This is a genomic window from Geothrix fuzhouensis, assembly GCF_024609325.1.
In the GTDB taxonomy this organism is placed as follows: Bacteria; Acidobacteriota; Holophagae; order Holophagales; family Holophagaceae; genus Geothrix; species Geothrix fuzhouensis.
On sequence record NZ_JANHMQ010000001.1, the window covers coordinates 1394789 to 1419760 of the forward strand.

Consider the following 24972-nt stretch of genomic DNA (forward strand, 5'->3'; position numbering starts at 1 on the left):
ATGGTCAATTTCTTCATCGACCGGCCGATCTTCGCCTGGGTGGTGGCCATCATCATCATGCTGGCCGGGGTCCTCGCCATCCGGGCCCTGCCCGTTTCCCAGTACCCCCCCGTGGCTCCGCCGTCGATCACCGTGGCCGCCTATTACCCGGGAGCCTCGGCGAAGACCGTGGAGAACACCGTCACCCAGATCATCGAACAGAAGATGACCGGGCTCGACAACCTGCTCTACTTCTCCGCAAGCAGCGACTCTTCGGGCCGGGGCACGGTCACCCTGACCTTCAAGCCGGGCACCGATCCGGACGTGGCCTGGGCCAAGGTCCAGAACAAGCTGGAAACGGCCAAGCCCCTCATGCCCCAAGCGGTCCAGCAGATGGGCATCCAGGTCACCAAGTCCACCCGGAACTTCTTCATGATCGTCGCGATCCGTTCCGAGGACGGCAGCCTCAATTCCGACGATCTGCGCGACTACATGTCCTCCAACATCGAAGCGGTGCTGGCCCGGGTCGAAGGCGTGGGCGAGGTCATGTCCTTCGGATCCCAGTACGCCATGCGGCTCTGGCTGGACCAGGACAAGCTGGCCAGCTACAGCCTCACGCCCAACGATATCCGGACCGCCGTCAGGGCCTACAACGCCCAGATCTCCGCGGGTCAGGCCGGCGGCCTGCCCGCCGTGAAGGGCCAGCAACTGAACGTGACCGTCAACGTCCAGGAGCTGATGCAGACCCCGGAACAGTTCGGGGACATCCCCCTCCGCATCAATCCTAATGGCTCCACGGTCCATCTCCGGGATGTGGCCCGGATCGAGCTGGGCACCGAAAACTACGGATCCGAAACCAGCCTCAACGGGAAACCCGTGGCCGGCATGATCGTCCGCCTGGCCTCCGGGGCGAACGCCCTGGACACCTCGAAACTCATCAAGGCCAAGATGGACGAGATGGCGAAGTTCTTCCCGGCCGGCGTGAAGGTGGCCTACCCCTACGAAACCACGCCGTTCGTGAGCGTGGCCATCGAGGAGGTGGTGAAGACCCTGATCGAGGCCGTGGTCCTGGTCTTCCTGGTGATGCTGCTCTTCCTCGGCAACTTCAGGGCCACCCTGATCCCCACCATCGCCGTTCCGGTGGTGCTGCTGGGAACCTTCGCCGTGATCCAGTACACGGGCATGTCCATCAACATGCTCACCATGTTCGCCATGGTGCTGGCCATCGGCCTGCTGGTGGACGACGCCATCGTGGTGGTGGAGAACGTCGAACGGATCATGCATGACGAGGGCCTCCCGGTGCAGGAGGCCACCCGCAAGTCCATGGCCCAGATCACCGGCGCCCTCATCGGCATCGGCCTGGTGCTGTCGGCCGTGTTCGGCCCCATGGCCTTCTTCGAAGGGTCCACCGGCGTCATCTACCGGCAGTTCTCCCTCACCCTCATCACCGCCATGCTGCTGTCGGTGGTGGTGGCCCTGATCCTGACCCCCTCCCTCTGCGTCACCTTCCTGAAGTCCGTGCCCAAGGGCCACGAGGCGGCGGAGAGCGGCTGGAAGGTCACCCGGCCCTTCTTCATGTGGTTCGACCGGACCTACTACCGGTTCCGCGATATCTTCACCGGCCAGCTGGAGCGGGTGCTCGGCAAGCGCACTCGTTATGTCGCCATCTATGCGGCGATCGTCTTGGTGACGGGCCTGCTGTTCCTGCGCCTTCCCACGGCCTTCCTGCCGGAGGAGGACCAGGGAATCCTCATGGCGATGGTCCAGCTTCCAGCGGGGGCGCCCCTGGAGCGGACCGAAGGGGTCATGAAGGAGGTCCAGAAGCACTTCATGGAAAACGAGAAGGACGCGGTGGATTCCATCATGTCCGTGTCCGGCTTCAGCATGGCTGGCGTGGGGCAGAACAATGGCATGGCCTTCCTCAAGCTGAAGGACTGGAAGCAGCGCAACAGCTCGGAGCTCAGGGTTGCCGCCGTGGTGAAGCGCGCCATGGGCAAGCTGATGGCCCGCCGGGATGCCCTGGCCTTCGTGTTCGCCCCCCCGGCGATCCTCGAGATGGGCAGCGCCACCGGCTTCGATTTCCAGCTGGAGGACCGGGGTGGCGTCGGCCACGCGAAGCTCATGGAGGCCCGCAACACGCTCCTCGGCATGGCCACCAAGGATCCCAACCTCAAGAGCGTGCGACCCGTCGGAGCGGACGACCAGCCGGAATACAACGTCCAGATCGACCAGGACCGGGCTGGCGCCCTGGGGGTTTCGGCCGCGGCCATCGCCGATGCCTTGTCCAGTTCATGGGGTGGCTCCTACGTGAATGACTTCATCAACCAGGGCCGGGTCAAGCGCGTCTACATGCAGGCCGATGCCCCCTTCCGGATGCAGTTGGAGGACCTGAACAGGATCTATGTCCCCAACAAATCCGGCGGAATGGTGCCTTTCTCGGCGTTCGCCAAGGGGGCATGGACCCAGGGTTCCCCGAACCTTCAGCGCTACAACGGCTATCCGGCCATCAACATCAATGGGGAGCCGGCGCTCGGCAAGAGCACCGGGGACGCCATGCGAGCCATGGAGAACATCGCCGCGAAGCTGCCGGCCGGCATCGGCTTCGAGTGGACAGGGCTCTCCTTCCAGGAGCGTCAGGCGGGATCCCAGGCCCCGGCCCTCTACGCCTTCTCGATCCTGGTCATCTTCCTGTGCCTTGCCGCCCTGTACGAGAGCTGGTCCATCCCCTTCTCGGTCCTGCTGATCCTCCCCATCGGGGTGTTCGGGGCGGTGGCGGCAACCTGGGGCCGCGGGTTGTCCAGCGATGTCTATTTCCAGATCGGCCTGCTGACCACCCTTGGCCTGGCCGCGAAGAACGCCATCCTCATCGTGCAGTTCGCCCAGGAGCTCATCGCCCAGGGCAGCGGGCTCGTCGAGGCGGCCATCGAGGCTTCCCGAATGCGATTGCGCCCGATCCTGATGACCTCCCTGGCCTTCACCTTCGGCGTGCTGCCAATGGCCATGACCACCGGCGCGGGAGCCGCGGCCCAGAACGCCATCGGAACGGGGGTGGTTGGCGGGATGCTGACGGCCACCTTCATCGCCATCTTCTACATCCCCCTGTCCTTCGTCCTGGTGAGCCAGCTGTTCAAGAAGAAGGCCCAGGAGCCCGCCCCGGCGCAGGCTGTGGTTTCCGAGGAGGGGCAGCCATGATGTCGCCGAAAACCTGTTCCAGCCTTCCCCTCGCCCTGCCCCTCGCCCTCGCTCTGGCGCTGACCGGCTGCGTCTCCATGGCCCCGAGGTACCGCACCCCCGAGCCGCCCGTGCCCAAGGCCTGGCCAGAAGGACCTTCGTACAAGGCCGCAGCCGGCGCCTCGGGACAGGCAGCCACCGACACCGCCTGGCAGGAGTTCTACCTCGATGAACGATTGCGGAAGGTCCTCGACCTCGCCCTGCGCAACAACCGGGATCTCCGGATCGCGGCGCTGAACACCGAGAAGGCGCGGGCCTACTACCGCATCCAGCGGGCCGAGCTGCTGCCCACGGTCAACGCGGTCGCCTACGGGAACAAGCAGCGGCTGCCCGCCAGCGTCTCGGGAACTGGGCAGTCCATGGTGGTCGAGCAGTACGCCGCCAACCTGGGCATCACCGCATGGGAACTGGATTTCTTCGGACGGGTCCGGAGCTTGAAGAACCGGGCCCTGGAGCAGTACTTCGCCACGGAGCAGGCCCGCAACAGCGCGCAGGTCTCCCTGCTGGCCGAAGTCGCGAACGTGTACCTCGTCCTCGCGGCCGATCGGGAAGCCTTGAAGCTGGCCCAGGACACCCTCGTGAACCAGGAGGCCGCCTATAAACTCGTCCACCGCCGCTTCGAGGTGGGCGCCTCCTCCGAAGTCGACGCCTTCCGCGCGCAGGTCAGCGTGGAGACTGCCCGCGGGGATATGGCCCGCTACACCCGCACGGTGGCCATGGACGAGAATGCCTTGCGCCTCCTGGTCGGTTCGACCGTGCCGGCGGACCTGCTTCCGGACGCCCTCGACAGCATCCAGGCCCTCAAGGACATCGCACCCAGCCTGCCCTCCGAAGTGCTGACGCGACGCCCCGACATCCTCATGGCCGAGAACCAGCTCAAGGCCGCCAATGCCAACATCGGCGCGGCCCGGGCGGCCTTCTTCCCGCGCATCTCCCTCTCGACGAACCTCGGCTCCATGGACAACCAGCTGTCGGGGCTGTTCAAGTCCGGCTCCTACGCCTGGGCCTTCACGCCCCAGATCGTCCTTCCGATCTTCGATGCGGGGTCGCGCTGGTCCAACCTCAAGGCTGCCAACGCCGACCGCGACATCTACCTGGCCCAGTACGAGAAGGCCATCCAGGTGGCCTTCCGGGAAGTGGCCGACGCCCTGGCCCAGCGCGGCACCATTGACGACCAGCTGGCCGCCCAGGTCACGCTCACACAGGCACTGGATGGGACCTACCGCCTCGCCCAGGCCCGCTATTCGGCCGGCATCGACAGCTACCTCGGCGTGCTCGACGCCCAGCGCTCTCTTTACGCCGCGCAGCAGGGCCTCATCGCCCTCCGCCAGGCCAAGGCCAGCAACCTGGTCAACCTTTATAAAGTCCTGGGCGGGGGCTGGCAACGGACGGATCGGTCCCCCGCGCCAGCCAAAGCCCCTGCCGCGCCCGGTTCCTGATCGGATCGTGCCCAGGTCAAAGGCCCCCACTTTCCCATCCGGGAAGCGAGGGGGCCTTTGACCTCGAGCCTGGACGCCTTTACCGCGCTGCAGGTCTCGGCAGTCCTTCCAGGCAGGCCAGGCTGCGGGCCATCTCCGCGTCGGAGAGGGCATGGTCGGCGAGCTTGCCGTCGAGGAAGTCCGCGTAGCCACTCAAGTCCATGAGACCGTGGCCGCTGAGGTTGAAGAGGATGACGCGCTCCTTGCCCTCCTCACGGGCCTGCTCCGCTTCCCGGATGACCTGGGCGATGGCGTGGCTGGATTCCGGCGCGGGGATGATGCCCTCGGTGCGGGCGAAGCGCACGGCCGCGTCGAAGCACTCCAGCTGCTGGATGGCCACGGCCCGGGTGAGGCCCTCCACCACCGTCTGGCTCACCAGGGGCGCCATGCCGTGGTAGCGCAGGCCGCCGGCGTGGATGCCCGGGGGCATGAAGGTGTGGCCGAGGCTGTGCATGGCCATCAGGGGCGTCATCTTCGCCACGTCGCCGTGGTCGTACACGTAGGGCGCGCGGGTGAGCGTGGGGCACGAGGCCGGCTCCACGGCGATGATGTCGATGTCGGCCCCGGCGATCTTCTCCTTCACGAAGGGGAAGCTGAGGCCCGCGAAGTTGCTGCCGCCGCCCACGCAGGCGATGACCTTGTCGATCTTCTTCTCGCCCAGGGCCGCCAGCTGTTTCTGGGCCTCCAGGCCGATGATGGTCTGGTGCAGCAGCACATGATTCAGCACGCTGCCCAGGGTGTAGCGCGTCTGGCCGGTGGGATCGCTGACGGCCGCCTCCACGGCCTCGCTGATGGCGATGCCCAGCGAGCCCCGGCAGTCGGGATCCTCCGCGAGGATGGCGCGCCCTGCCGCCGTCTCGGGGCTGGGGCTGGCCACGCAGTCCGCGCCCCAGGTGCGCATCATCATCTTGCGGAATGGCTTCTGGTCGAAGCTCACGCGCACCATGTAGACCTTGCACGCCAGGCCGAACTGCCCGCAGGCGAAGGCGATGGAGCTGCCCCACTGGCCCGCGCCCGTCTCCGAGGTGATGCGGCGGATGCCGGCCACCTTGTTGTAGTAGGCCTGCGCGATGGCGGTGTTCACCTTGTGGCTGCCCGCGGGGCTCACGCTCTCGTTCTTGTAGTAGATGCGGGCCGGCGTCTTCAATGCCGCCTCCAGGGCCCGGGCCCGGTGCAGGGGCGTGGGACGGTAGCGCAGCAGGATCTCCAGCACCTCGTCGGGAATCGTGATCCAGCGCTCCTGGCTCATCTCCTGCTCGATGAGGTTCATGGGGAACACGGCCGCCAGGGCCTCAGGATTCACGGGGTTCCCATCCGGGCCCAGGGGCGGCAAAGGCGCGTGGGGCAGGTCCGCCGCGAGGTTGTACCACTGGCGGGGGATCTCCTGGTCGGCAAGGAGGGTGCGGCTTGACACGGGGAACTCCTGGAAACGGAACGGGACTCAGCCCTGGCGCCGATGGCGGTCCAGCATGGCCCGCAGGGCCGAGCCGGGTTTCTTCAGCTCCCGGGAGCCCCGGGTGATCTTGCACAGGCTCAGCCCCAGTTCCGTCGCGATGGCCCGCTGGCTCTGCCCCGCGTCCAGCCGCTTCACCAGCTCCCAGCGGGAGCTGATGCCGTGGATCTCCGAAGGGGTGAGCAGTTCCCGCAGGAACCCTTCGACCAGACGCGGATCCCGCACCCCATCGAAGAGCGAGGCCAGTTCAGGCAGGCGATCCAGACTGTTTCTATGCATAGAAACAGTTCATCAGGGGATGGCGGCCTCGTCAATGGCCTTTCACCATCGGCACGAACCGCACCGGCAGCACCTCCTGGCGTTTCATCCCCGTGGGCGTCTTCCGCAGCAGATACAGCTCCTGGGCCCCCCACCGGGAACCCACGGGGATGATCATCCGCCCGCCTTCCTTGAGCTGATCCACCAGGGCCTGGGGCACATCTTCCGGGGCGCAGGTGACGATGATGGCGTCGAAGGGGGCGGCCTCGGGCCAGCCGTGGTAGCCATCCCCGGCGCGGACCTTCACGTTGGCGTAGCCGAGCCGCCTGAGATCCGCCATAGCCCGCTGGGCCAGGGGCTCCACGATCTCCATGGTGTAGACCTCCGCCACCAGGCAAGCCAGCACCGCGGCCTGATAGCCCGAACCTGTGCCGATTTCCAGCACGCGATCCCCGGGCTTGGGAGCCAGGGCCGCCGTCATGAAAGCCACGATGTAGGGTTGGGAAATGGTCTGCCCATAGCCAATGGGCAGGGGCCAGTCGTCGTAGGCCTCGCCACGCTGCCCGACCGGGACGAACTCATGCCGAGGCACGCGGGCCATGGCCTCAAGCACGCGGGGGTCCGAGATGCCCCGGGCCACGATCTGCTCGCGCACCATGCGCGCCCGCGCGGCGGTGGTCGCCACCTCTTCCGCAGGAGCGGCAGGACGGGCGGGTTCCGGGTTGCAGCCCCCCAGGATGACCATCAAGGCCACTCCCAGATGCTTTCGCATGGTTCGAGGGTACCCCTTTCAGGGGTTCACGCCACCGCGCCTTCCTGGCGAACCAGGAAGGCGCGTAAAGGGAACCATTTGGATCAGGGCCGAAAACCCAGGGTGAGGTCGAGCTGCCCGGCCAGGCCGCCGGTCCAGGTCCGCAGGCACCAGGTTTGGATCAGGGCCTTGGCCTTGGCAGCCCCCGGGAAGGCCTGGCTGAAGGTCACCGCCATGACTTGGCCGGAGGCATTTACCTTGAGTTCCAGCTCCGTGCCGGAGGGGAGGCTGGCCAGGGCGGCGGCCAGGGCAGGATCTTTCAACCGGGCCTCGATCTCACCCCGCAGGCTGCGCGGATCCGACGTGCCCGTGATGCCCGAGAAGGCCAGGATGCGCAGGGCGGGCTGGGTTGCGAGCCCAGTGGTGGTCTGAGCGGGGGAGCCGGCAGAGGGCTGCATCTTGGGTTCCACGCGAACACCCTGGCGGGATTCCCGGCGGGCCGCCCGGTCCTGGGCCATGACTTCCACCACGGCCGTGGGCGCCGAAGCGTACTTCATCCTCGGGGCCGGCGCGTAGGCCACGGCCTGGGCATTCAGGCCGCCCACCGCCGCGTCGGACACGCCTTCGGGCAATGGCAGGGGCTGGGTGACGGTGGTGCTGGCACCGCCCGCGTTGCGCACCAGCGTATCCACCGCGACGAAGGAGGTGTAGGCCGTGAGCAGGTTGTAGGAAAGGCCGAGCTGCGTCACTTCCGCCTGGCGATCTTTGTCCTGGCCGAACTGGTCGTAGTCCGACAGGGCCTGGATGCGCTGGCGGGCCCAGAGATGACGCAGGGCGCCGTGGTCGCGGTCCTTCACCTTCCCCACCTCGAACGTCTGGCTCCAGGGGCCACTGCCGCTGACACCGGACAGCGTAACGGTACCCTTGGCCTCACCGGTCCACTTGCCGAGGCAGATCACGGGCCGATCCGCCAGTACGTCCGGCAGCTGCAGGGGCTCGAGATCCTGGATGTGGAAGCCGTTGGTGGTCAGCTTCACGTTCGTGAGCACCGGCGAGGACACGTAGGCGCGGAAGCGCTCGGCCTCGGCGGCGGCCTGCTCGGGCTGGGTGATGACGAAGGCCTCGCCCTGCCCCGCGTGGGCCATGCCCTCGATGAGGTGCCGGTTCACGGAGCTGCCGATGCCGAAGGCGAAGAGATTCGCCGAGCCCAGGTTCTGGCGGATGAGGTCGAACACCTGGCCGTCGGCGCTGATGTAGCCATCCGTGGACACCACGAAGGTGCGCGAGATCCCGGGTACCCGGGGCAGGCCCAGGGCTTTCCGGAGCGCGCTGCCCAGCTCCGTGCCGCCGCCGCCGTGCTGGGACCCCACGAAGGCGAGGGCCTGCGCCGTGGCCGCGGGCGTAGCGTGCTGCGATCCGCTGGGTGACCAGAAAGCCGACGTGCCCTCGAAGACCATCACGTTGAAGAGGTCCTGGGGCCGCAGGCCCTGGATCATCTCCTTCATGAGCACCTTGGACACCTCGATGGGGAAGCCCATCTGGCTGCCGGAGACATCCATGATGAAGACGAACTCGCGGGGCGGCAGGTCCTTCGGCGTGACCCGCTTGGGCGGCTGGGCCATGAGCAGGAAGGTATTCCCGTCCTTGCCCTGGTCGAGGAGAAGGCCCGACTGCACGGCGTTCCCAGCCAGCTGGTACTTCACGATGACGTCGCGGTTGCCGCCGTGGGCTTCGCTGGGATCCAGCCGCAGCGTGGCCTCGGCCTTGCCGTCATAGGCGATGGCGGTCCGGTGCGTGTCGCAGGCCATGCGCTGGATGGGCAGGCCCGCGGACAGCTTCACCTCCAGATCGAAGGTGGTGGCGGGCTTCTCCCCGGCGTGGGTATAGGGGTTGGCCACCCAGGGCTCGCCCGTGCTCGAATCCGTGCCTGCCTTGCCGGCGTAGCGCGGCCCCACCACGGTGGGGTAGACGAAGCTGTAGGTGCCTTCCGTTGGCACCAGCAGCTCGGTGTAGGACAACTCCACGCGGATCTCGTCACCGGGCAGGATGTTGGCCACGTTCATCTGGAACACGTTGGGCCGCTGTTGCTCCAGCAGCGACGCGCTGCGCCCCTGCTGCTTGGCCTGATCGTAGTCGGCCCGGGCCTGGCCGCGCTCCTTGATCTGGGCCTTGAGCACCCGCTCGCCGATGGTCATGGTCATGCCGTAGACCGCGGACCGCGTGGAACCCGGGAACACGTAGAGGGCCTCCAACGGCTTCGTGCCGGTATTCCGGTAGACCTGGGTCACCTTCACATCGGCGATGACGCCCGCGATGGCCACCTTGGCGGACGTGGACTTCAGCGGCAGCTGGTCCACGGACGCGTCGTCGCTCTTCACGAAGAAGTAGGGCGACAGGGTGGCATCGGGACTTTCAGCACCCGGAACCTGGACCCGTGGGCTGGACGCGGGCCGGCTGCGGGCCTGGGCGTCCCCCTGGAAGGAGACGGCCAGGCCTGCGCAGCAGGCGAACAGGGCAGTGGTGGATCGGTGCAGTGCCATGGGAACTCCCGGAGGGGCCGCACCGACAGGGCGCGGTTCACGAGGGAATGTCGCGAAGGCGGCCTGCCTTTCAGCGGAGCAGATTATTTTTGGCTCTTCGGGAAATGGCGTGATGGACTGATGTACTTGTCACCGATTTCAGTGATTGCAGTGATTGCAGTGATGAAAAAGGATGGGCCCTGGCCCGAGGCAGCATGGGTTCCATGGGGGGTGCCATGGCCGTGCCCTCCTGGGGGAGCGCGACCCTGGCGCCCCCCATGACTTCCGGCGGAGCCGGAAGCGGCCTTCGGCCGGCCCCTGCGAGAAGCATCCGAGGCGCCATCAGCGAAATCACTGTAATCGGTGGCGAAAAGATCTTGTTCTTTGACGGGCGGGCGAGAGGAGAGCAGCGGTTGCTTTCGGGACGGCGGCTGTCTTGCCGTGAACCCCTGCTCATCTTTTCTCGGAAAGAGGCGATGAACCTTATTTTTTCGCAGGCGGATGGATCCGCGCCCGGAACCCGTCCACGGGGCCCGTCTCCGGGAGCCGCGCCGGATCCGCGACAGGGTGATCCAGCACATAGAGATCCAGGACGTCACCGGGCGCCAGGCGAAGCTGGAACTGCCAGGGTCCGGTGTCCTCGGCCGTGGCAGGCTTCAGCACCTCGACGCCGGCAGCCCTGCGCCGGAGCAAGACCACCTGGGCCTCCCGGAAGGCCAGCACGGTGAGGCGGGTGGTGCCGTCCGCCAACGATTCCAGGGTCCAGATCGGCGCCTGGGGCGCGTGCAGCCCGGGGGTCGGAGGGGCCGCCGCCTTCGCGGCCGCCCGGCGTGGCGGGGCTGAACCCTCAGCCGGAGCCAAGGCGGCTGCGGGGGTTGGCTCCGGGGCGGAACTCAGCACTTCCGTCACCGCAAAGGCTCGATTCCGGCCGCCGGCTTCTGCCTTTCTGGACATCTCGTCCCGGGCTTCCGCCTGCCGTGCCGCCTCCATTCTTACTGCCCCAGCGGCGGAGGGAACCCCCGCCGGGGCGGCCCCCGCCTGGGCCACGGACGCCGGGCTCTCCATGGCCACCACCGCCACGGCCCGGTGGGAAACGGCCGCTTTCTCGGCCGGAATCGTCGTGATTGACACCGGAGGAGGCGTCGCCTTGGCCTCGGGAGCGACGGGAACGGCAGCCGACGGTGCCGGGAGGGTCGCCTGGATCGCTGCCGACTTCGCGGCGGGCAGCGGTACCTGGGTTTCGGGGCTTCGCAGGACCGCCAAGCCGGCCGTGGCCGCCATGATGACCCCAGCCGCCGCCCCGATCACGCCTGGGCGTCGCCAGAAGGGCACAACTTTCGGCGCTCCTCCTTCAGCGCGCGAGGCCAGGCCCGCCAGCACGTGGGCGCGGGCCGCCGGATCCGCCAGCAGCTCCCGAAGGGCTTCTTCGTCAGCAAGGCTATCGAACACGTCCTGGTGTTCCAGGGCGGCCTCGAACAACGCCCGCCGTTCCTCCTCGGTGAGGGTGCCGGTGGCGTACCCGCCCAACAATTTCTCGGCCTCGGCGCGCTTCATGGCGCCCCCCTTCCGGCGGAGCTGTCCCAGCGCCCGCCCAGGGATTCCAGCAGCTGCTTCCGGCAGCGGTGATCCCAGGTGTAGACCGTGTTGAGACTGGCCGCCCCCATGAGGCCCTGGATCTCCGCGAAGGTGCGGCCCTGAAGCTTGAGGCGAAACAGCTCCCGGCAGCGTTCCCCCATCTGGGCGATGCCCCCCATGAGCCGCGCCAGCAGCTCCTTGCGCTCCAGCACCATGGCCGGATCCGGCGCGTCCGAGGGCGGCGGGAAAGTATCCACGTCCACGGCGTCGTACTCGCCCCGGCGGGCGGCCTTGCGCCGCTGGGCCGCCAGCTTGAAGCGCAGGATCTGGAAGGCCAGGGGGACCAGGTCCTCCGCCCGTTCCAGATGGCCGTACTTCGTGTGGAGCAGCACCAGCACCTCCTGCGCCAGGTCTTCCGCATGGGCGCCTGCACCCCGGGATGCCGCGAAGGCCACGATCCTTTCACGAAGCCTGGCCAGCACCTCGAGACGACCCGCCGGAACCCCCACGGCCTCACCCTCCCCGCCGGGGAGCGGGAGTGCGGAGGTCAGGGCGAGGTCGGGGTCCATGGGAGGGTCGGGGCGCGCTCCATCCTGGCAGGAAAACCGCCGGGACCTACAGGCCGGTGGCCGGCTGGGACTGGGGCTGGGCGGGAGCAGGCGTCGCCGGAGGGGTGGTCCCCGTTGGGGGCGTGGCCACTGTCGGAGGGGCGGTCACCGTCGGAGTGCCGGCAGGCGCAGCCGCCCCGGTCTTGGCCGTCGGCGCCTCGCCCACCCTGAAGATGCGTGCCTTGGCGTTCACCTTCGGGCCCCCGAACATCGACACGCCCCCCGTGGCCGACACCAGGGTGTAGAGCCCCGGAGGCAGGGGCCTGGGCAGGTCCAGAATCCAGAGGCCCTCCGCATTCTGCGTCGCCTTGGGCCGCTCCGCCTCTGGGTAGGGTTCGCATTCGTCATCGATACGCATGGCCATCCGGATGCGCCCTTTGAGGTAGGCCTTGCCATCTTCGCTGACGAGGGAGGCCAGGCGGACGCCGCCGCTCTTGTCGGGGTTCACCTTGCCCAGGACGATCCGGGTGGGCTGCACTGTGGGTGTGTCCTTGGGGAGCTCGAACCACACCTTCACCTTCAGGCCCACGAAGGGCACGGCCATGGACGTGAGGTGGTGGGGTTCCACCTCGCCTGGAATGGTCTGGTTCCCCTGGGCGTCCAGGAGGGCCACCTCTTGCAGCTTGGGTTTCGTCGTGAAATCCAGGAAGACCGTCTGGCCAGGCAAGGTCGAACTTCCGGCCAGCAAAAGCAGAGAGAGGGCGAACCATCGCATGGCGGAAACTCCTGGTTGAAGGACGGGAATCCGAACAGGTTACGGTGGTTCGGCGGATCTGGACACCGGGTCCGGACGACAAAATGGAATACGCGCCGGTCCTGATCCAATAATGGCCTGTCCTGCCTCCCTCCGAGACTCCCATGTCCCAGGTACTGTCGAGTTCCGCGGTTCCCCTAGCATCTCTCATCTCCGGTCTGCTGGGCGCTCTGGCTGCAAGCCTGTGGTACAAGCGGCGGCTCCGAATGGCGGATCCAATCGATCCCGAGTACCGGAGCCAGTTGGAAGCCCTCACCCGGGCCCAGGCCGCCAGCGAACTCGCCAATGCCGAGCTCCGCCGGGCCCTGGACCAGATGGAGCAGGTCGCCGGCACGGACCGCCTGACCGGTGCCTGGAACCGCCGCTGGTTCGAGGATGGCGCGACGCAACTCATCGCCCTGTCCGGCCGCGGGGACGGAGCCCTGAGCCTCATCCTGCTCGACCTGGACCGGTTCAAGCACGTCAACGACACCTTTGGCCACGGGATGGGGGACGAGGTGTTGAAATCCATCACGAACACCGTCCGCGGTCAGCTCCGGGCCTCGGACGCCCTGGTGCGCTGGGGTGGGGAGGAGTTCATCGTGCTCTGCCCCTCCACGACCCTGGCCGGAGCCACCATCCTCGCAGAGAAGATCCGGAAGGCGGTGGAGGCTCACGCCATCCCCCAGGTGGGCCTGGTGACCATCAGCCTCGGGGTGGCGCAGCATCAGAAAGCGGAAGGCCTCCATGCCTGGGTCGGCCGGGCGGATGAGGCCCTCTACCGGGCCAAAGAGCGGGGCCGCAACCGCACCGAAGCCTCCCTGAAGGCGGCGGAGGCCCGCGGCGATGGCGAAGCCTCGATCCTCGCCCTCACCTGGGATCCCGATCTGGCATGCGGCCACCCGGAGATCGACCACCAGCACCAGCAGCTCTACCGGCTCTCCAACAGCCTGTTGTCCGCCATCACCAGCGGTCGCTATCCCGAGGAGGCGAAACTCCGGATGCAGCTGCTCATCGCTCACGTGGCCCAGCATTTCCACGACGAGGAGGCCATCCTCGCCCGGGTGGGTTATTCCGGCCTGGCGGCCCACGCGCAGGAGCACGGCCGCCTCCTGGCCAAGGCCAAGGGGCTCCAACAGGAGATGGGCGGCGTGAGCACGGACTTGCCGGCCCTCCTCGGCTTCCTGGCCCTGGACCTTGTGAAGGGCCACATCATGCTCTGGGACCGGAGGTTCTTCGGGGAGCTGGCCCAGGATTGATCCTGGGCGGGGCAGATACACTGGTGTCATGCCTGAACGCCTGATCCTGCTCACCAACGACGATGGCCTGTGGGCCCCTGGGCTGGCGGCGCTGGCCCGGGTGGCCTCCCGGTTCGGCCGGGTGGTCACCGTGGCGCCGGACCGCAACCGCTCGGCCATCTCCTCGGCCCTCAGCCTGCACAACATTCTCCGCCTGCACGAGATCGGGCCCGATCGCCACGCCTGCGACGGCACGCCCGTGGACTGCGTGCTGCTGGGCGTCTGCGAGGTGCTGGACCGCCGGCCGGACTGGGTGCTTTCGGGCGTCAACCACGGCTTCAACCTGGGTGAGGACGTGTTCTACTCGGGCACCGTGGGCGCAGCTTTCGAGGGGCGGCTCCAGGGCGCCCGGGCCGCGGCCTTCTCCATCCATCCCCACGGTTCGCTGGAGCAGGCGGAACCCTGGATCGGCCACTTCCTGGAACGCTGGGAGGCCATGGAGCTGCCGAGCAACCGCATCTGGAACGTGAACTTCCCGAAGGGCGAACCGCAGGGCTTCCGCCTCACGGGCCAGGACAGCCGCGCCTATCACGACCTGGTGGAGCGGCGCTCGGATCCCCGGAACACGCCCTACTTCTGGATCGGCGGCGATGCGGGGCCCACCTACGCCAAGGCCCCGGGCAGCGACGCCGAAGCCGTGTTCGAGGGCTTCGCCAGCGTCACGCCCTTGCGCCTGGACCTGGGCTGCCCCGAAACGCTGGCCCGCCAGACCGACTTCGATTCGACCTTCAACGGGTAGTGCGATGACCGTGCGCTTCCATATCCACGGGGCGGTCCAGGGGGTGGGCTACCGCCGCTTTGCCGAACGGGAAGCCCAGGCGCTCCAGCTCGCGGGCTGGGTGCGCAACGAGCCGGATGGTTCGGTCTCCGGCGAGGTGGAAGGCTCCGAGGCCGCCCTGGCGGTCTTCCGCGCCCGGCTGGCGGAAGGCCCGGCCTTCGCGGCCGTGGGACGGCTGGACTGGGAGGCCCTGGATGTGCGATCCTCGCTTCCCTCTCCTTTCCAGATCCTCAGGTAGCCATGACTCTTACGACTCCCCTCAGCGCCTTCGTCCGTGACGTCCCGGACTTCCCCAAAGCCGGGATCCTCTTCCGCGACATCACGCCGCTGCTCTCCCACGCCGAGGCCTTCAGCGAGGCTGTGGCGGCCATGGCCCAGCCCGTGCTCACCCTCCAGCCCACCCATGTGCTGGGACTGGAATCCCGCGGCTTCATCTTCGGCAGCGCCCTGGCCCAGAAGCTGGGCGTGGGCTTCGTGCCCGCCCGCAAGCCCGGCAAGCTGCCCATGGCCACGCACAAGGAAGCCTATGGCCTGGAATACGGCGCGGATGCGCTGGAGATCCACATGGACGCCTTCGGCCCCGGCGACCGAGTGCTCATCGTGGATGACGTCATGGCGACCGGTGGCACCGCCGCGGCCGCTCAGCGCCTCGTGCAGAAGACCGGCGCCCAGCCCGTGGCCCTCACCGTCTTCATCGAACTGACCTCCCTGCCCGGCCGCGAAAAGGTCGAGGGCTTGCCCGTCTTCAGCGTCCTGCGGTACTGAGGCCGGCCTTCACTCGTCCAGACTCCCCAGGATCCGGATCTTCGGCCCCTCCACCGCGATGAGCCCCGTATCCATCAGCTGCCGCAGGTGGCGGCTGAAGGTCTCCGGCGCCATGCCCAGCTGAGCCGCCTGGACCTTCTTCGACACGCGCAACAGGATCTCCCGGTTCGGCGCCCGCCGGGCCTCTCCCGCCAGCCAGGAACGCAGGCGCCCCGCCGTATCCTGGGCGCGGAGCGTCTGGATCTGGAAGGTGAGCCGGTGGTGCCAGGCGGCGAGGCTCTCCAGCATCCGCAGGCAGAGCTCCGCGTCCGAGCGCAGCAGCGCCAGGAAGGGGGCCCGGGGCACCTTGGCCAGCAGCGTCTGCTCCAGGGCCCGCGCCGTGGCGGGGAAGCCGACGCCCGCGAACAGCGCCGCCTCGGCAAAGGATTGCCCGGGCCGCACGAGGTTCAGCGGCGTCTCCCCGCCGTCGTCCACGGGGCGGAGGAGCTGGATGGCGCCCTCCAGCACCACGAAGAAGCCCGTGCAGGGTTCGCCAGCCAGGAAGAGGGTCTGGCCGGGATCCAGGGAGCGGATCTCCACCAGCGCCCCCACCCGGGCGATCTGCGCGGCATCCAGGGTCCGGAAGAGCGGTGCCTTGGACCAGAGACCTTGATAGCGGGTGGCCATGGCCTAATTGTGCGCCCTCCCGTCCAATTGCGACGGCGTCTTGAGATCGGTCAAGGCGGCCATGTCCCCGGGGCGGGATCCTGGCCTTGCGTCCGAATGGGCGGAGGAGGGCCTGATGAGTCAGGAATGGGAGAACCGCAGCGTGGGCGAACTGGTGCTGGAAAAACCCAGCCGTTCGAAGGTCTTCGAGAAGGTGGGACTGGACTACTGCTGCAAGGGCCAGGATGCCCTGGGCAAGGCCTGTCAGCAGAAGGGGATCGCGCTGGAAGGCGTGGTGGCCGCGCTGCAGGAGATGGAGGCGAAGGCCCCAGAGGACGAGGACCGGAGCTGGATGACGGATGTCCCCACGGCCGTGGAGCACATCCTCCGGATCCACCACGACTACACCAAGGAGGCGCTCCCCCGCCTGCTCTTCCTCACCGGCAAGGTGGCGAAGGTCCACGGGGACGAGGATCCCCGCCTGCTCGAGCTGGACCGCGCCTTCCAGGTGTTCGCCCAGGAGACCTTCGACCACCTGGCCAAGGAGGAGCAGATGCTCTTCCCCATGTTCCTGGCCCTGGCCAAGGGCCAACGGTGGCCCATGCCGCCCACGGTGCAGATGCCCATCGCCCGCATGCTCGAGGAGCACCTGCAGCACGGGGAGAACCTGGAGCTGTTCCGGAACCTCACCGACGGCTTCGTGCCCCCGCCGGGCGCCTGCAACAGCTGGCGCGCCCTGCTCGATGGCCTGGCTGAGCTGGAATACGACCTGCACCGGCACATCCACAAGGAGAACAGCTGGCTCTACCCCGCCGCCATCGAGCTGGAAGCCAAGCTGTAGGAGGCGCAGTCGCGTTCTCATGAGCGCGGATTCGTATCAGCCCCCGGCCACGGGCAGCCCCATCTCCCGCAGGCTGTCCCGGATGCCGGCCTCCGGCCCCCGCGGCGTCAGGCCCAGCTCACGCACGAGGCGCGGGTTGAGCACCCGCCGGGACTCCCGCAGGAAGGCCAGGAGGCCTGGGCTCAGGGTGTCCTGGGCTTCGGCCCAGGTGATCTTCCGGGGAGCAGGTAGGCCGGCCAGGGCCGCCACCCGGGCCGTGAAGGCGGCCATGCTTTCGGGGCAGCCGTCCGCCACGTTGACCACGCCTGCCCCCGGCCGCGCCAGGGCCGCCAGACAAGCCGCCACCAGGTCGTCCACATGGATGCGGTTGCCGGGCCCCGAGTCCTCCGCCCTTAGCACCGGTTCGCCCCGGCGCAGGCGGTCCAAAGGGAGGCGGTGGGGGCCGTAGATGGCCGCTACGCGCAGGATCACGCAGCGGGCACCCCGCGCCTCGCACCAGCGCCGCGCCTGATCCTCCGCGTGCAGCCGCTGGCGCGCACGCTCCTCCGCCGGCGCGGTCGGGGCGGCCTCGTCCACCGCCACGCCTCCGGTATCCCCGTAGACGCCGGTGGTGCTCACATACACAAGCACCTGGGGCCGGGCCTCGCCGAGGGCCGCCAGGAAGCGCGCGAACCGCCGGTCCTCGCCGTCCGGCCCCGCCGGCGGGGCCAGGTAGATCACGGCCGCGAGGTCGGGCGGGACCGGGAAGGCTGAGCCCCCGTCCAGGTCCGCGGGCACCGCCGAGATCCCCTCGCGGGCCAGCACGGCTAGGGAGGCCGCCGATCTCACCAGAGCCAGTACCGGGCGTTGCCCGAGCAGACGCCGGGCCAGGCGCGTTCCCGTGTAGCCGCACCCCGCGATGAGGCAGGTTCCCACCGATCCAACCAGTCCAGGCGCCATCCAGCCAGCATAGCCGCCCGCCATGAGAGGCTGGTCGGGGGCACTGCCCCCTGGCTTGGAGCCCCCTGTGTCCCCGCTCTTCAAGATGGTGCTGCTGGCCTGGGTGGTGCTGGGACCCGTCGGGCTGTGGCTGCGGCGGCGGAAGCGGAAGGCCTGATCAGGCTTTCGGCGCTCTCGGCAGCACCAGGGTGAACCGGCTGCCGCGTGCCAGGGGCTGGTAGCGGGCGTCGCCGCCGTGGTCCTGGGCGATGCGGCGCACGATGGCGAGGCCCAGGCCCGTGCCCTTCCACTTGGTGGAGAAGTAGGGCTCGAAAAGCCGGTCCCGATCCGCTTCGAGCACGCCGGTGCCGTCATCTTCCACGTCGAAGCGCAGGTTCCCGTTCTCGCCGGTGAGCGACAGGAACACGGCGCCCTGGCCATCCACGGCCGCCACGGCGTTGTCCACCAGGTTGATGAGGGCCCGCTTGACCATGTCACCGTCCCAGACGGCGCCCATGGGCTCCAGCTGGAACTGGATGGACCACTTGATGCCTGGGTGGTTTGGCTCGTAGAGGGCCAGCACCTGGCGGAGCAGCTCCGCGGGGTCGCAGGGGGAGAACTGGGGCGAGGGCAGCCGGGCGAACCGGCTGAAGCTGTCCACCAGCCGCGACAGGCTGGCCACCTCCGTGAGGATGGTTTCCGCGCCTTCCTTGACCGCCTCGAGATCCAGGCGCCCTTCGCGGGTGCGTCGCAGCAGGCGCTGGGCGGTGAGCTGGATGGGCGTCAGGGGGTTCTTCACCTCGTGGGCCATGCGCCGGGCCACCTCCTGCCAGGCGGCGCGCTTTTCGGCCTGGGCCAGCAGAGAGAGGTCCTCCAGCACCGCCAGCACACCGCCCCCTTGGACCGGTTCGAGGATGGCCCGCACCGGGCGGCCCTCGCCCTCCCCGCCCAGGCGCAGTTCCTCCTGCACACCCCGCCCGGATTCCCGCACGGAGGCCAGCAGCTCGGGCAGGCGGCCCAGCCGCGGCAAGGTGGCCACGGAGTCCCAGCTGTCCTCGGAAGGATCGAAGGATTCGAGGCCCATCCAGGTCTTGGCAGCGGCGTTGAAGGTGCGCAGCTCGCCATCCGCCCGCCAGCTCATGACGCCCACGGGCAGGGCCGCCAGGATCTGACCCAGGTAGGCCCGCTGCTGCTCGATGCGGCTGGCCTGGGCCTCGATGGCGGCCCGACTGGCCTTGAGGTCCCGGATCATGGCGTTGAAGGTGCGGGCCAGGAAGGCCAACTCATCCTCGCCCATCTCCGGCAGCTGCACCTCCAGGTCGCCGCTGCCCACCCGCTGGGCGGCCTTGGCCAGGGCCCGGATGGGCTCGCTGAGGGATTTGGCCAGGGCCAGGCCCGACCACACCGCGAAGAAGAGCGTCAGCATCGTCAGGAAGAGGAAGGTGTTCTGCGGCAGGGTCTGGAGGGTGTCCCGGGCGGCGCGCATCTGCTGGCTTTCCCGGTAGCGCTGCTCCAGGGCCAGCACGCGGTCCAGGGCCTCCCGCGGCAGGAGGACGCCCACGGCCCAGTTTCCGTCGCCCCGCGGCACGCTGCGCAGCAGCCAGAGGCCTTCCGCAGTTTCCTGGGTAGCCTCGGCGCCCAGACCGGACAGGTCCGGCGGCTCAAGGCCTTCGCGCAGGTCCAGGGCCTTCACACCCTCCCCGCCCTTGGTCCCCAGGAAGGCCACCAGGTCCAGGCCCGAAGCCAGCCGGATGGCCGGTGCCTCCGCCGAGGGCGAGTCCAGCAACTGTCCCGCACCGAAGTCCAGGCGGGCCCTGGCGGCGGCCCGGAGATCCCCGGCGATCTTGTGGCCCTCCCGGATCACCACTTCCGTTTCCGGGCTGAACCAGCGCTCCACGTTCTTGTTGATGAAGTTCCGGCCTACCAGGTAGAGGATCAGACTCGGCACGATGCCCACGATGAACAGAGTCAGCACCAGGCGTGTGCGCAGCCGGGCCCCCAGGATGCCGCTGCGGCGCTCGAAGTAGAGCTTCGCCAGGCTGCGGGCCACGATGAAGAGCAGCGTCCCGATGGCCAGCACGTTGGCCGTTCCTACCGCGATAAGGGCCCAGCGCGTGGGCGCGTCCAGGCCCCCGGCCGCGATGCGGTTCCCCACGGCCTTGTAGGCCAGGACGATCATGATGACCACCACGCCCAGGGCCACGGCTACGTAGAGGCGCGTCAGTTCCGGGTGGCGCTTCGGATGGGATGGCATCCCCAGCAGGCTATCCTGGATGCTCAGAGAAGGGCAGCCGGGATGGATATGGAGACAGCCGCGAGCAGGGCCTTCCTGGCCGACCTCGCCCCGGTGGAGGACGCGGCCTGGGATGAGGTCGAGACCGCCTCGGGGCGGCGCCCGCGGCTGTCCGCCGAATTCTGGACCTCCCGCCAGCGGCAGGCCGCCAACCTCCACGAGATCTCGTACCGGGCCTGCTACAAGCCCCAGCTGCCCCGGCACTTCATCGAGCGTCTCACCCTGCCGGGCGAGCGGGTGTACGACCCCTTCAGCGGCCGGGGCACCACCGCCCTGGAAGCGGCCCTCATGGGACGCCGGGTGGCCGCCAATGACCTCAACCCTCTCTCCCGCATGCTGGCGGAACCCCGGCTCACCCCGCCGGACCCCACCGACGTGGCCCGGCGTCTGGCTGACATCCCGCGAACCAGCGGCTCGGATGGCCTGGACCTCGGCATGTTCTTCCATCCGGAGACGGAGGCGGAGATTCGCGGCTTGCGGAGCTGGTGCCTCGACCGCGCTGCCCGCGGCGAGCTCGATACCGTGGACGCCTGGATCCGCATGGTGGCCACCAACCGCCTCACGGGCCACAGCCCCGGCTTCTTCTCGGTCTACACCCTGCCGCCCAACCAGGCCGTCAGTGCCGACAAGCAGCGCCAGATCAACGAGAAGCGGAGCCAGGTCCCGCCCTACCGCGACACCCACGCGCTCATCCTGAAGAAGACGAAGCAGCTGCTTGGGGGCCTGGACTCCCAGTCTCTGCGGAACCTGAGCGAAGCCGCGGAGGATGCCCACTTCCTCACCGGCGACGCCCGCACCACGCCGGCCCTTGAGGATGACTCCGTGGCCCTCATCGTCACGTCGCCGCCCTTCCTCGACGTGGTGGACTACGTGGGCGACAACTGGCTGCGCTGCTGGTTCAACGGTCTGGACGCCGAGGCCATCGGCCGCGGTCTCAGCACCCACCGCACGGTGGAAGCCTGGTCCCAGGCCATGGGCGAGGTCTTCGTCGAGCTGCACCGCGTCACCCGACCGGGCGGCTTCGTGGCCTTCGAGGTGGGCGAGGTGCGCGGCGGCAAGCTGAAGCTCGACGAGGTCGCCCTGCCCCTGGGCCTGGCCGCGGGCTTCCGCGCCCATGGCGTGCTGGTGAACACCCAGACCTTCACCAAGACCGCCCACATCTGGGGTGTGGACAACAACGGCAAGGGCACCAACAGCAACCGCATCGTGCTGTTCGAAAAGGCCTGACTGGCCCGACCTATGCAGGCTTGCGGCAACCTGGATAGATCCGACTTTAACCTAATGCACTCTTCCCAGTGGGAGGTGGAGTTGGGTCTCAAAGTCTTGTTGGTCTATCCGGAAATGCCCCCCACTTACTGGAGCATGCGCTACGCCCTCCCCTTCATCGGCAAGAAGGCCGTGTTCCCGCCCCTCGGGCTGCTCACCGTGGCCGCCATGTTGCCCAAGGAGGCGGAGGTCACCCTGGTGGACCTGAACGTGGAGCCGCTGCGCGAAACCGCCGTGGCCTGGGCCGACCTGGTGTTCGTCTCCGCCATGATCGTCCAGAAGGAGTCCATGGCTCGGGTCGTCCAGCTCTGCAACGCCCTCGGGAAACCGGTGGTGGCCGGCGGCCCCTACCCCACCAGTTGCCATGACCAGATCCAGGGCGTGGCCCACTTCGTGCTCAACGAGGCAGAAATCACCCTGCCGCTGTTCCTCCAGGACTACGCCAAGGGAGAAGCCAAGCCGCTATACACCAGCACGGAACGGCCCGACCTCACGCGCACGCCCCCGCCCCGCTTCGACCTGGTGCGGCGGAAGGACTACGCCGAGATGGCGCTGCAGTTCTCCCGCGGGTGTCCGTTCGATTGCGAGTTCTGCGACATCATCGAGCTGTTCGGCCGCCGGCCCCGCACCAAGACACCCGCGCAGTTCCTCCACGAGATGGATCTGCTCTACGAGGAGGGCTGGCGCGGCCCCCTCTTCCTGGTGGATGACAACTTCATCGGCAACCGCCGCGAGGTCCGGGCGCTGCTGGCCGAGCTGATCCCCTGGCAGCTGCAGCGGCACCATCCCTTCACCTTGTTCACGGAGGCCAGCCTCGACCTGGCCAGCGACGAGCCCCTGTTGGACCAGATGGTCCAGGCCGGGTTCAACATGGTGTTCCTGGGCATCGAAACGCCCGATCTCTGTGCCTTGAAGGCCGCCGGCAAGCAGCAGAACCTCAAGGCCGACATGCTCGCCAGCATCCAGAAGATCCAGCGGAAGGGCATGGAGGTCTCCGGCGGCTTCATCGTGGGCTTCGACAGTGACGCGGGCGACATCTTCGAGCGCCAGGTGCGGTTCATCCAGGAGGCCGCCATTCCCACGGCCATGGTGGGCCTGCTCACCGCCCTGCCCGAGACCCGCCTCCATCGGCGCCTCCAGGCGGAGGGCCGCCTCACGGGGGAATCCGGCGGGGGGAACAATACCCACGATCTGCGCCTCAACTTCCTGCCGAAGATGGATACGCGGAAGCTCATCGACGGCTACAAGCGCATCCTGGCCGAGATCTACCACCCGGATCGCTACTTCGAGCGCTGCCTGAAGCTGCTGAAGACCATGAAGCCGCCCCGCACGTCGCGCCGGAAGCTCCACGTCATGGAGCTCCGGGCCTTCGTCCGGTCCCTCGTCGTTCAGACCTTCTCGCGCTACGGCTGGTCCTACTGGTGCTTCCTGGTGAAGGGCTTCTTCGCGCGGCCCCTGATGGTGCCCGAGACCGTCACCCTGGCCGTGAAAGGCCACCACTTCTTCAAGATCACGCGCAGCCTGCTGGAGCTGGAGCGCTTCAAGGCCGGCCTCCAGGAGCTGTCAGGGGCCTTCGAAGCGCGTCTGCACACTGTCGCGGCCCTGGACGTTCCGCAGCGGCTGGCCGAGCTGAAGGCCCTCCGGGATCAGGCGCTGGGCCAGGTGCAGGCCCGCTATCAGCGCCTGCCCAGGGATTTCCGCGCCTACGCCGACGAGGCCGTAGGCGCCTTCCGGGCCACCCTGGAGGACCGCCTCACGCGATTCGCCAGCGAGGTTCCGGCCCAGGGGCGGTTCGCCTGACCCGCAGGTTCAGGCCCGCGCCGCCGCTGTCCGTGCCGCTGGCCCCGCAGCAGCTGTACTTGCCAAGCAAAAACCAGATATTGAATTAAATAAGTGCGCATTGACTTGGTGTCACAACACCCCATGTTGGAAGACCGCCCTCGGTGGCATAGGTTTAAACCGTACCTTCAAGGGGGGCCTCCCGGCCGCTTCTTTGGGGTTGGCTGATTTGGCCGAGACATAGGCCGGTTCACGTTCGATTTCCCCATCCTTTCATCGGACTCCGAGGCCTCCCATGACCACCCGCATTGACGAAATCGCCGATGGGATCTTCCGCATCAGTACGGCGGTCCCCATCTCCGCCATCCCAGGCGGCTTCACCTTCAACCAGATCCTCATCCGGGACGAAGCGCCGCTGTTGTTCCATACGGGCCTGCGCGGTCTCTTGGATGCCACCCGGACCGCCATCGAGCGGGTGTTGCCGGTCGACTCGCTGCGCTACCTGGCCTACTCCCACTTCGAGGCCGACGAGTGCGGAGCCATGAACGACTTCCTCGCGCTCGCGCCGGCCGCGGTCCCCTTGTGCAGCCGGGTGAGCGCCATGGTGTCGATGGGGGACGTGGCCGACCGGCCGCCCCACGCCATGGGGGATGGGGAGGAGCTGGACCTGGGGCGCCACCGGATTCAGTGGCTGGACACCCCCCACGTGCCCCACGGGTGGGATGCCGGGCTGCTCTGGGTATCCACCACTCGCACGCTCTTCTGCGGCGACCTGTTCACCCAGCCCGGCGCGGACCTCCCGCCGATCACCGAAGGGGACATCCTCGGCCCCAGCGAGGCCATGCGCGCAGGCATGGACTACTACGCCTGCCGGAACAAGGCCCGGGCCACCCTGGCCCGCCTGGCGGACCTGCGGCCCCACACCCTCGCCACCATGCATGGCAGCTCCTTCCGCGGCGACGGTGCGGCCCTGCTGCAGGCCCTCTCGGTGAGTCTGACGGAGCCAACGGGCGTCCGCTGAACACGGAGGCGCAGAGCGCCCGCAGGTCCCTGCCACGCCTGCGTGGCAGGGGGAACCCAGGACAGCAAGCCAAGATCCGGCTCAGCCGGATCTTGGCGCGGGGGCCCGGGGGTGTGCGCGCAGCGCGGAACCCCCGGACAGGTTAAAACCGATAACCGACGCCCACGCCGTACAGCATGGGGTCTACTTTCACGGTGGTGACCTTGGCGCCGGTGGCGGCGACCTTCACATCGCTCCTGATCTGCACGTATTTCACGTCGAGGTTCATGAAGCAGTTCTTGGCCACCTGGAAGTCCACGCCAGCCTGCGCGGCCAGACCCACGCTGCTCTTGTCCAGGTCCAGCGCGCCATCCGCCAGCTTCACGTCAGAAATGAGGGTCAGGTTCAGACCCGCGCCGACGTAAGGATTCACGGTCCGGCCCGGAAGGAAGTGCCACTGCGCCGTGAGGGTGGGCGGCAGCTCCTTGAAGGTGCCGATCTTGGTGCCCGACAGGGTGACGTCATGCTTCTGGGGCACCGTGAGCACCAGCTCCGCGGCGAAGTTCGGCGTGAAGAAGTAGCTGAAGTCCACCTCGGGGATGGTCTTCGAGCTGACGTGGATGGCGTCGGCAGGGAGGCCGGAGGCCGCGTCGGACTTGTCGGCGGGCTGGAGGGAGACAGCGCGCAGGCGCACCATCCACGGGCCCTCCTGGGCCTGAAGCGGGGCAGAGCTCAGCAACCCGGCGGCCAGAGCCACCGGCAGGATGAGGGACTTCATGGGACATCTCCTTGGCATCGCCCCGG

General features: G+C 68.2%; 21 protein-coding genes. 10 read left to right on the forward strand and 11 right to left on the reverse strand.

What is annotated here, in order from left to right; all coding sequences use genetic code 11:
• Both NOV74_RS06310 and NOV74_RS06315 read left to right on the forward strand, forming a co-directional pair.
• Positions 1-3171 carry an efflux RND transporter permease subunit gene (locus NOV74_RS06310; protein WP_257310247.1) on the forward strand — a complete coding sequence of 1057 codons (3171 nt, stop codon included), beginning with the start codon at positions 1-3 and terminating at the stop codon, positions 3169-3171.
• Positions 3168-4649: an efflux transporter outer membrane subunit gene (locus tag NOV74_RS06315; RefSeq protein ID WP_306672290.1), complete on the forward strand. Its 1482-nt coding sequence runs from the start codon at positions 3168-3170 to the stop codon at positions 4647-4649. Before NOV74_RS06310 ends, NOV74_RS06315 begins: the two co-directional genes overlap by 4 nt.
• 79 nt (positions 4650-4728) lie before the next feature.
• Here the strand turns inward: NOV74_RS06315 and NOV74_RS06320 are convergent, their stop codons facing one another.
• The 7 genes from NOV74_RS06320 to NOV74_RS06350 form a co-directional block, all read right to left on the reverse strand.
• Positions 4729-6102 carry a TrpB-like pyridoxal phosphate-dependent enzyme gene (locus NOV74_RS06320; RefSeq protein ID WP_257310249.1) on the reverse strand — a complete coding sequence of 458 codons (1374 nt, stop codon included), beginning with the start codon at positions 6100-6102 and terminating at the stop codon, positions 4729-4731.
• Positions 6103-6129: 27 nt separating this feature from the next.
• Positions 6130-6420 carry a Trp family transcriptional regulator gene (locus NOV74_RS06325; protein ID WP_257310251.1) on the reverse strand — a complete coding sequence of 97 codons (291 nt, stop codon included), beginning with the start codon at positions 6418-6420 and terminating at the stop codon, positions 6130-6132.
• Between the two features lie 31 nt (positions 6421-6451).
• Entirely contained in the window at positions 6452-7171 is a 720-nt protein-coding gene (locus tag NOV74_RS06330; RefSeq protein ID WP_257310252.1) for a protein-L-isoaspartate(D-aspartate) O-methyltransferase, read from the reverse strand.
• 83 nt (positions 7172-7254) lie between these two features.
• Entirely contained in the window at positions 7255-9690 is a 2436-nt protein-coding gene (locus NOV74_RS06335; protein WP_257310253.1) for a VIT and vWA domain-containing protein, read from the reverse strand.
• Positions 9691-10152: 462 nt separating this feature from the next.
• On the reverse strand, positions 10153-11223 hold the full coding sequence (locus NOV74_RS06340) for a hypothetical protein (protein ID WP_257310255.1): 1071 nt from the start codon (positions 11221-11223) through the stop codon (positions 10153-10155).
• Positions 11220-11813, reverse strand: a complete 594-nt coding sequence (locus NOV74_RS06345; protein ID WP_257310257.1) for an RNA polymerase sigma factor — start codon at positions 11811-11813, stop codon at positions 11220-11222. Before NOV74_RS06345 ends, NOV74_RS06340 begins: the two co-directional genes overlap by 4 nt.
• 46 nt (positions 11814-11859) lie before the next feature.
• Positions 11860-12567 carry a hypothetical protein gene (locus NOV74_RS06350; RefSeq protein WP_257310259.1) on the reverse strand — a complete coding sequence of 236 codons (708 nt, stop codon included), beginning with the start codon at positions 12565-12567 and terminating at the stop codon, positions 11860-11862.
• A gap of 143 nt (positions 12568-12710) precedes the next feature.
• Between NOV74_RS06350 and NOV74_RS06355 the strand changes: the two genes are divergently transcribed.
• From NOV74_RS06355 to NOV74_RS06370, 4 genes are read left to right on the forward strand one after another with little or no spacing between them, the layout of a single operon-like run.
• Positions 12711-13844 carry a diguanylate cyclase gene (locus NOV74_RS06355; protein WP_257310261.1) on the forward strand — a complete coding sequence of 378 codons (1134 nt, stop codon included), beginning with the start codon at positions 12711-12713 and terminating at the stop codon, positions 13842-13844.
• Positions 13845-13872: 28 nt separating this feature from the next.
• Entirely contained in the window at positions 13873-14622 is a 750-nt protein-coding gene (surE, locus tag NOV74_RS06360) for a 5'/3'-nucleotidase SurE (protein WP_257310263.1), read from the forward strand.
• Positions 14623-14626: 4 nt separating this feature from the next.
• On the forward strand, positions 14627-14899 hold the full coding sequence (locus NOV74_RS06365) for an acylphosphatase (protein ID WP_257310265.1): 273 nt from the start codon (positions 14627-14629) through the stop codon (positions 14897-14899).
• 2 nt (positions 14900-14901) lie between these two features.
• Positions 14902-15426 (forward strand): adenine phosphoribosyltransferase, encoded by a 525-nt coding sequence (locus tag NOV74_RS06370; protein ID WP_257310266.1) that lies wholly within the window; start codon positions 14902-14904, stop codon positions 15424-15426.
• Positions 15427-15435: 9 nt separating this feature from the next.
• On the opposite strand, the gene NOV74_RS06375 is transcribed toward NOV74_RS06370, so the two are convergent.
• Positions 15436-16092: a Crp/Fnr family transcriptional regulator gene (locus NOV74_RS06375; RefSeq protein WP_257310268.1), complete on the reverse strand. Its 657-nt coding sequence runs from the start codon at positions 16090-16092 to the stop codon at positions 15436-15438.
• A gap of 115 nt (positions 16093-16207) precedes the next feature.
• Between NOV74_RS06375 and ric the strand changes: the two genes are divergently transcribed.
• Entirely contained in the window at positions 16208-16912 is a 705-nt protein-coding gene (gene ric, locus NOV74_RS06380; protein WP_257310270.1) for an iron-sulfur cluster repair di-iron protein, read from the forward strand.
• A 36-nt stretch (positions 16913-16948) separates the two neighbouring features.
• Here ric and NOV74_RS06385 read toward each other — a convergent pair whose 3' ends face one another.
• Together NOV74_RS06385 and NOV74_RS15315 are read right to left on the reverse strand one after the other, a co-directional pair.
• Positions 16949-17827, reverse strand: coding sequence for an NAD-dependent epimerase/dehydratase family protein (locus NOV74_RS06385; RefSeq protein WP_257310272.1), 879 nt, complete (start codon positions 17825-17827; stop codon positions 16949-16951).
• Positions 17828-18008: 181 nt separating this feature from the next.
• Complete coding sequence (locus tag NOV74_RS15315; protein ID WP_306672292.1) at positions 18009-20084, reverse strand: sensor histidine kinase; 2076 nt, start codon at positions 20082-20084, stop codon at positions 18009-18011.
• A gap of 42 nt (positions 20085-20126) precedes the next feature.
• On the opposite strand from NOV74_RS15315, the gene NOV74_RS06400 reads away from it, so the two are divergent.
• From NOV74_RS06400 to NOV74_RS06410, 3 genes are all read left to right on the forward strand, one after another.
• A complete protein-coding gene (locus tag NOV74_RS06400; protein ID WP_257310273.1) occupies positions 20127-21350 on the forward strand; it encodes a DNA methyltransferase in 1224 nt (407 codons plus the stop codon).
• A gap of 135 nt (positions 21351-21485) precedes the next feature.
• Positions 21486-23189: a B12-binding domain-containing radical SAM protein gene (locus NOV74_RS06405; RefSeq protein WP_257310275.1), complete on the forward strand. Its 1704-nt coding sequence runs from the start codon at positions 21486-21488 to the stop codon at positions 23187-23189.
• Positions 23190-23463: 274 nt separating this feature from the next.
• Entirely contained in the window at positions 23464-24189 is a 726-nt protein-coding gene (locus tag NOV74_RS06410) for an oxygen-binding di-iron domain-containing protein (protein WP_257310277.1), read from the forward strand.
• 142 nt (positions 24190-24331) lie between these two features.
• Here NOV74_RS06410 and NOV74_RS06415 read toward each other — a convergent pair whose 3' ends face one another.
• Positions 24332-24946: an OmpW/AlkL family protein gene (locus tag NOV74_RS06415; RefSeq protein ID WP_257310278.1), complete on the reverse strand. Its 615-nt coding sequence runs from the start codon at positions 24944-24946 to the stop codon at positions 24332-24334.
• Positions 24947-24972: the final 26 nt, after the last annotated feature.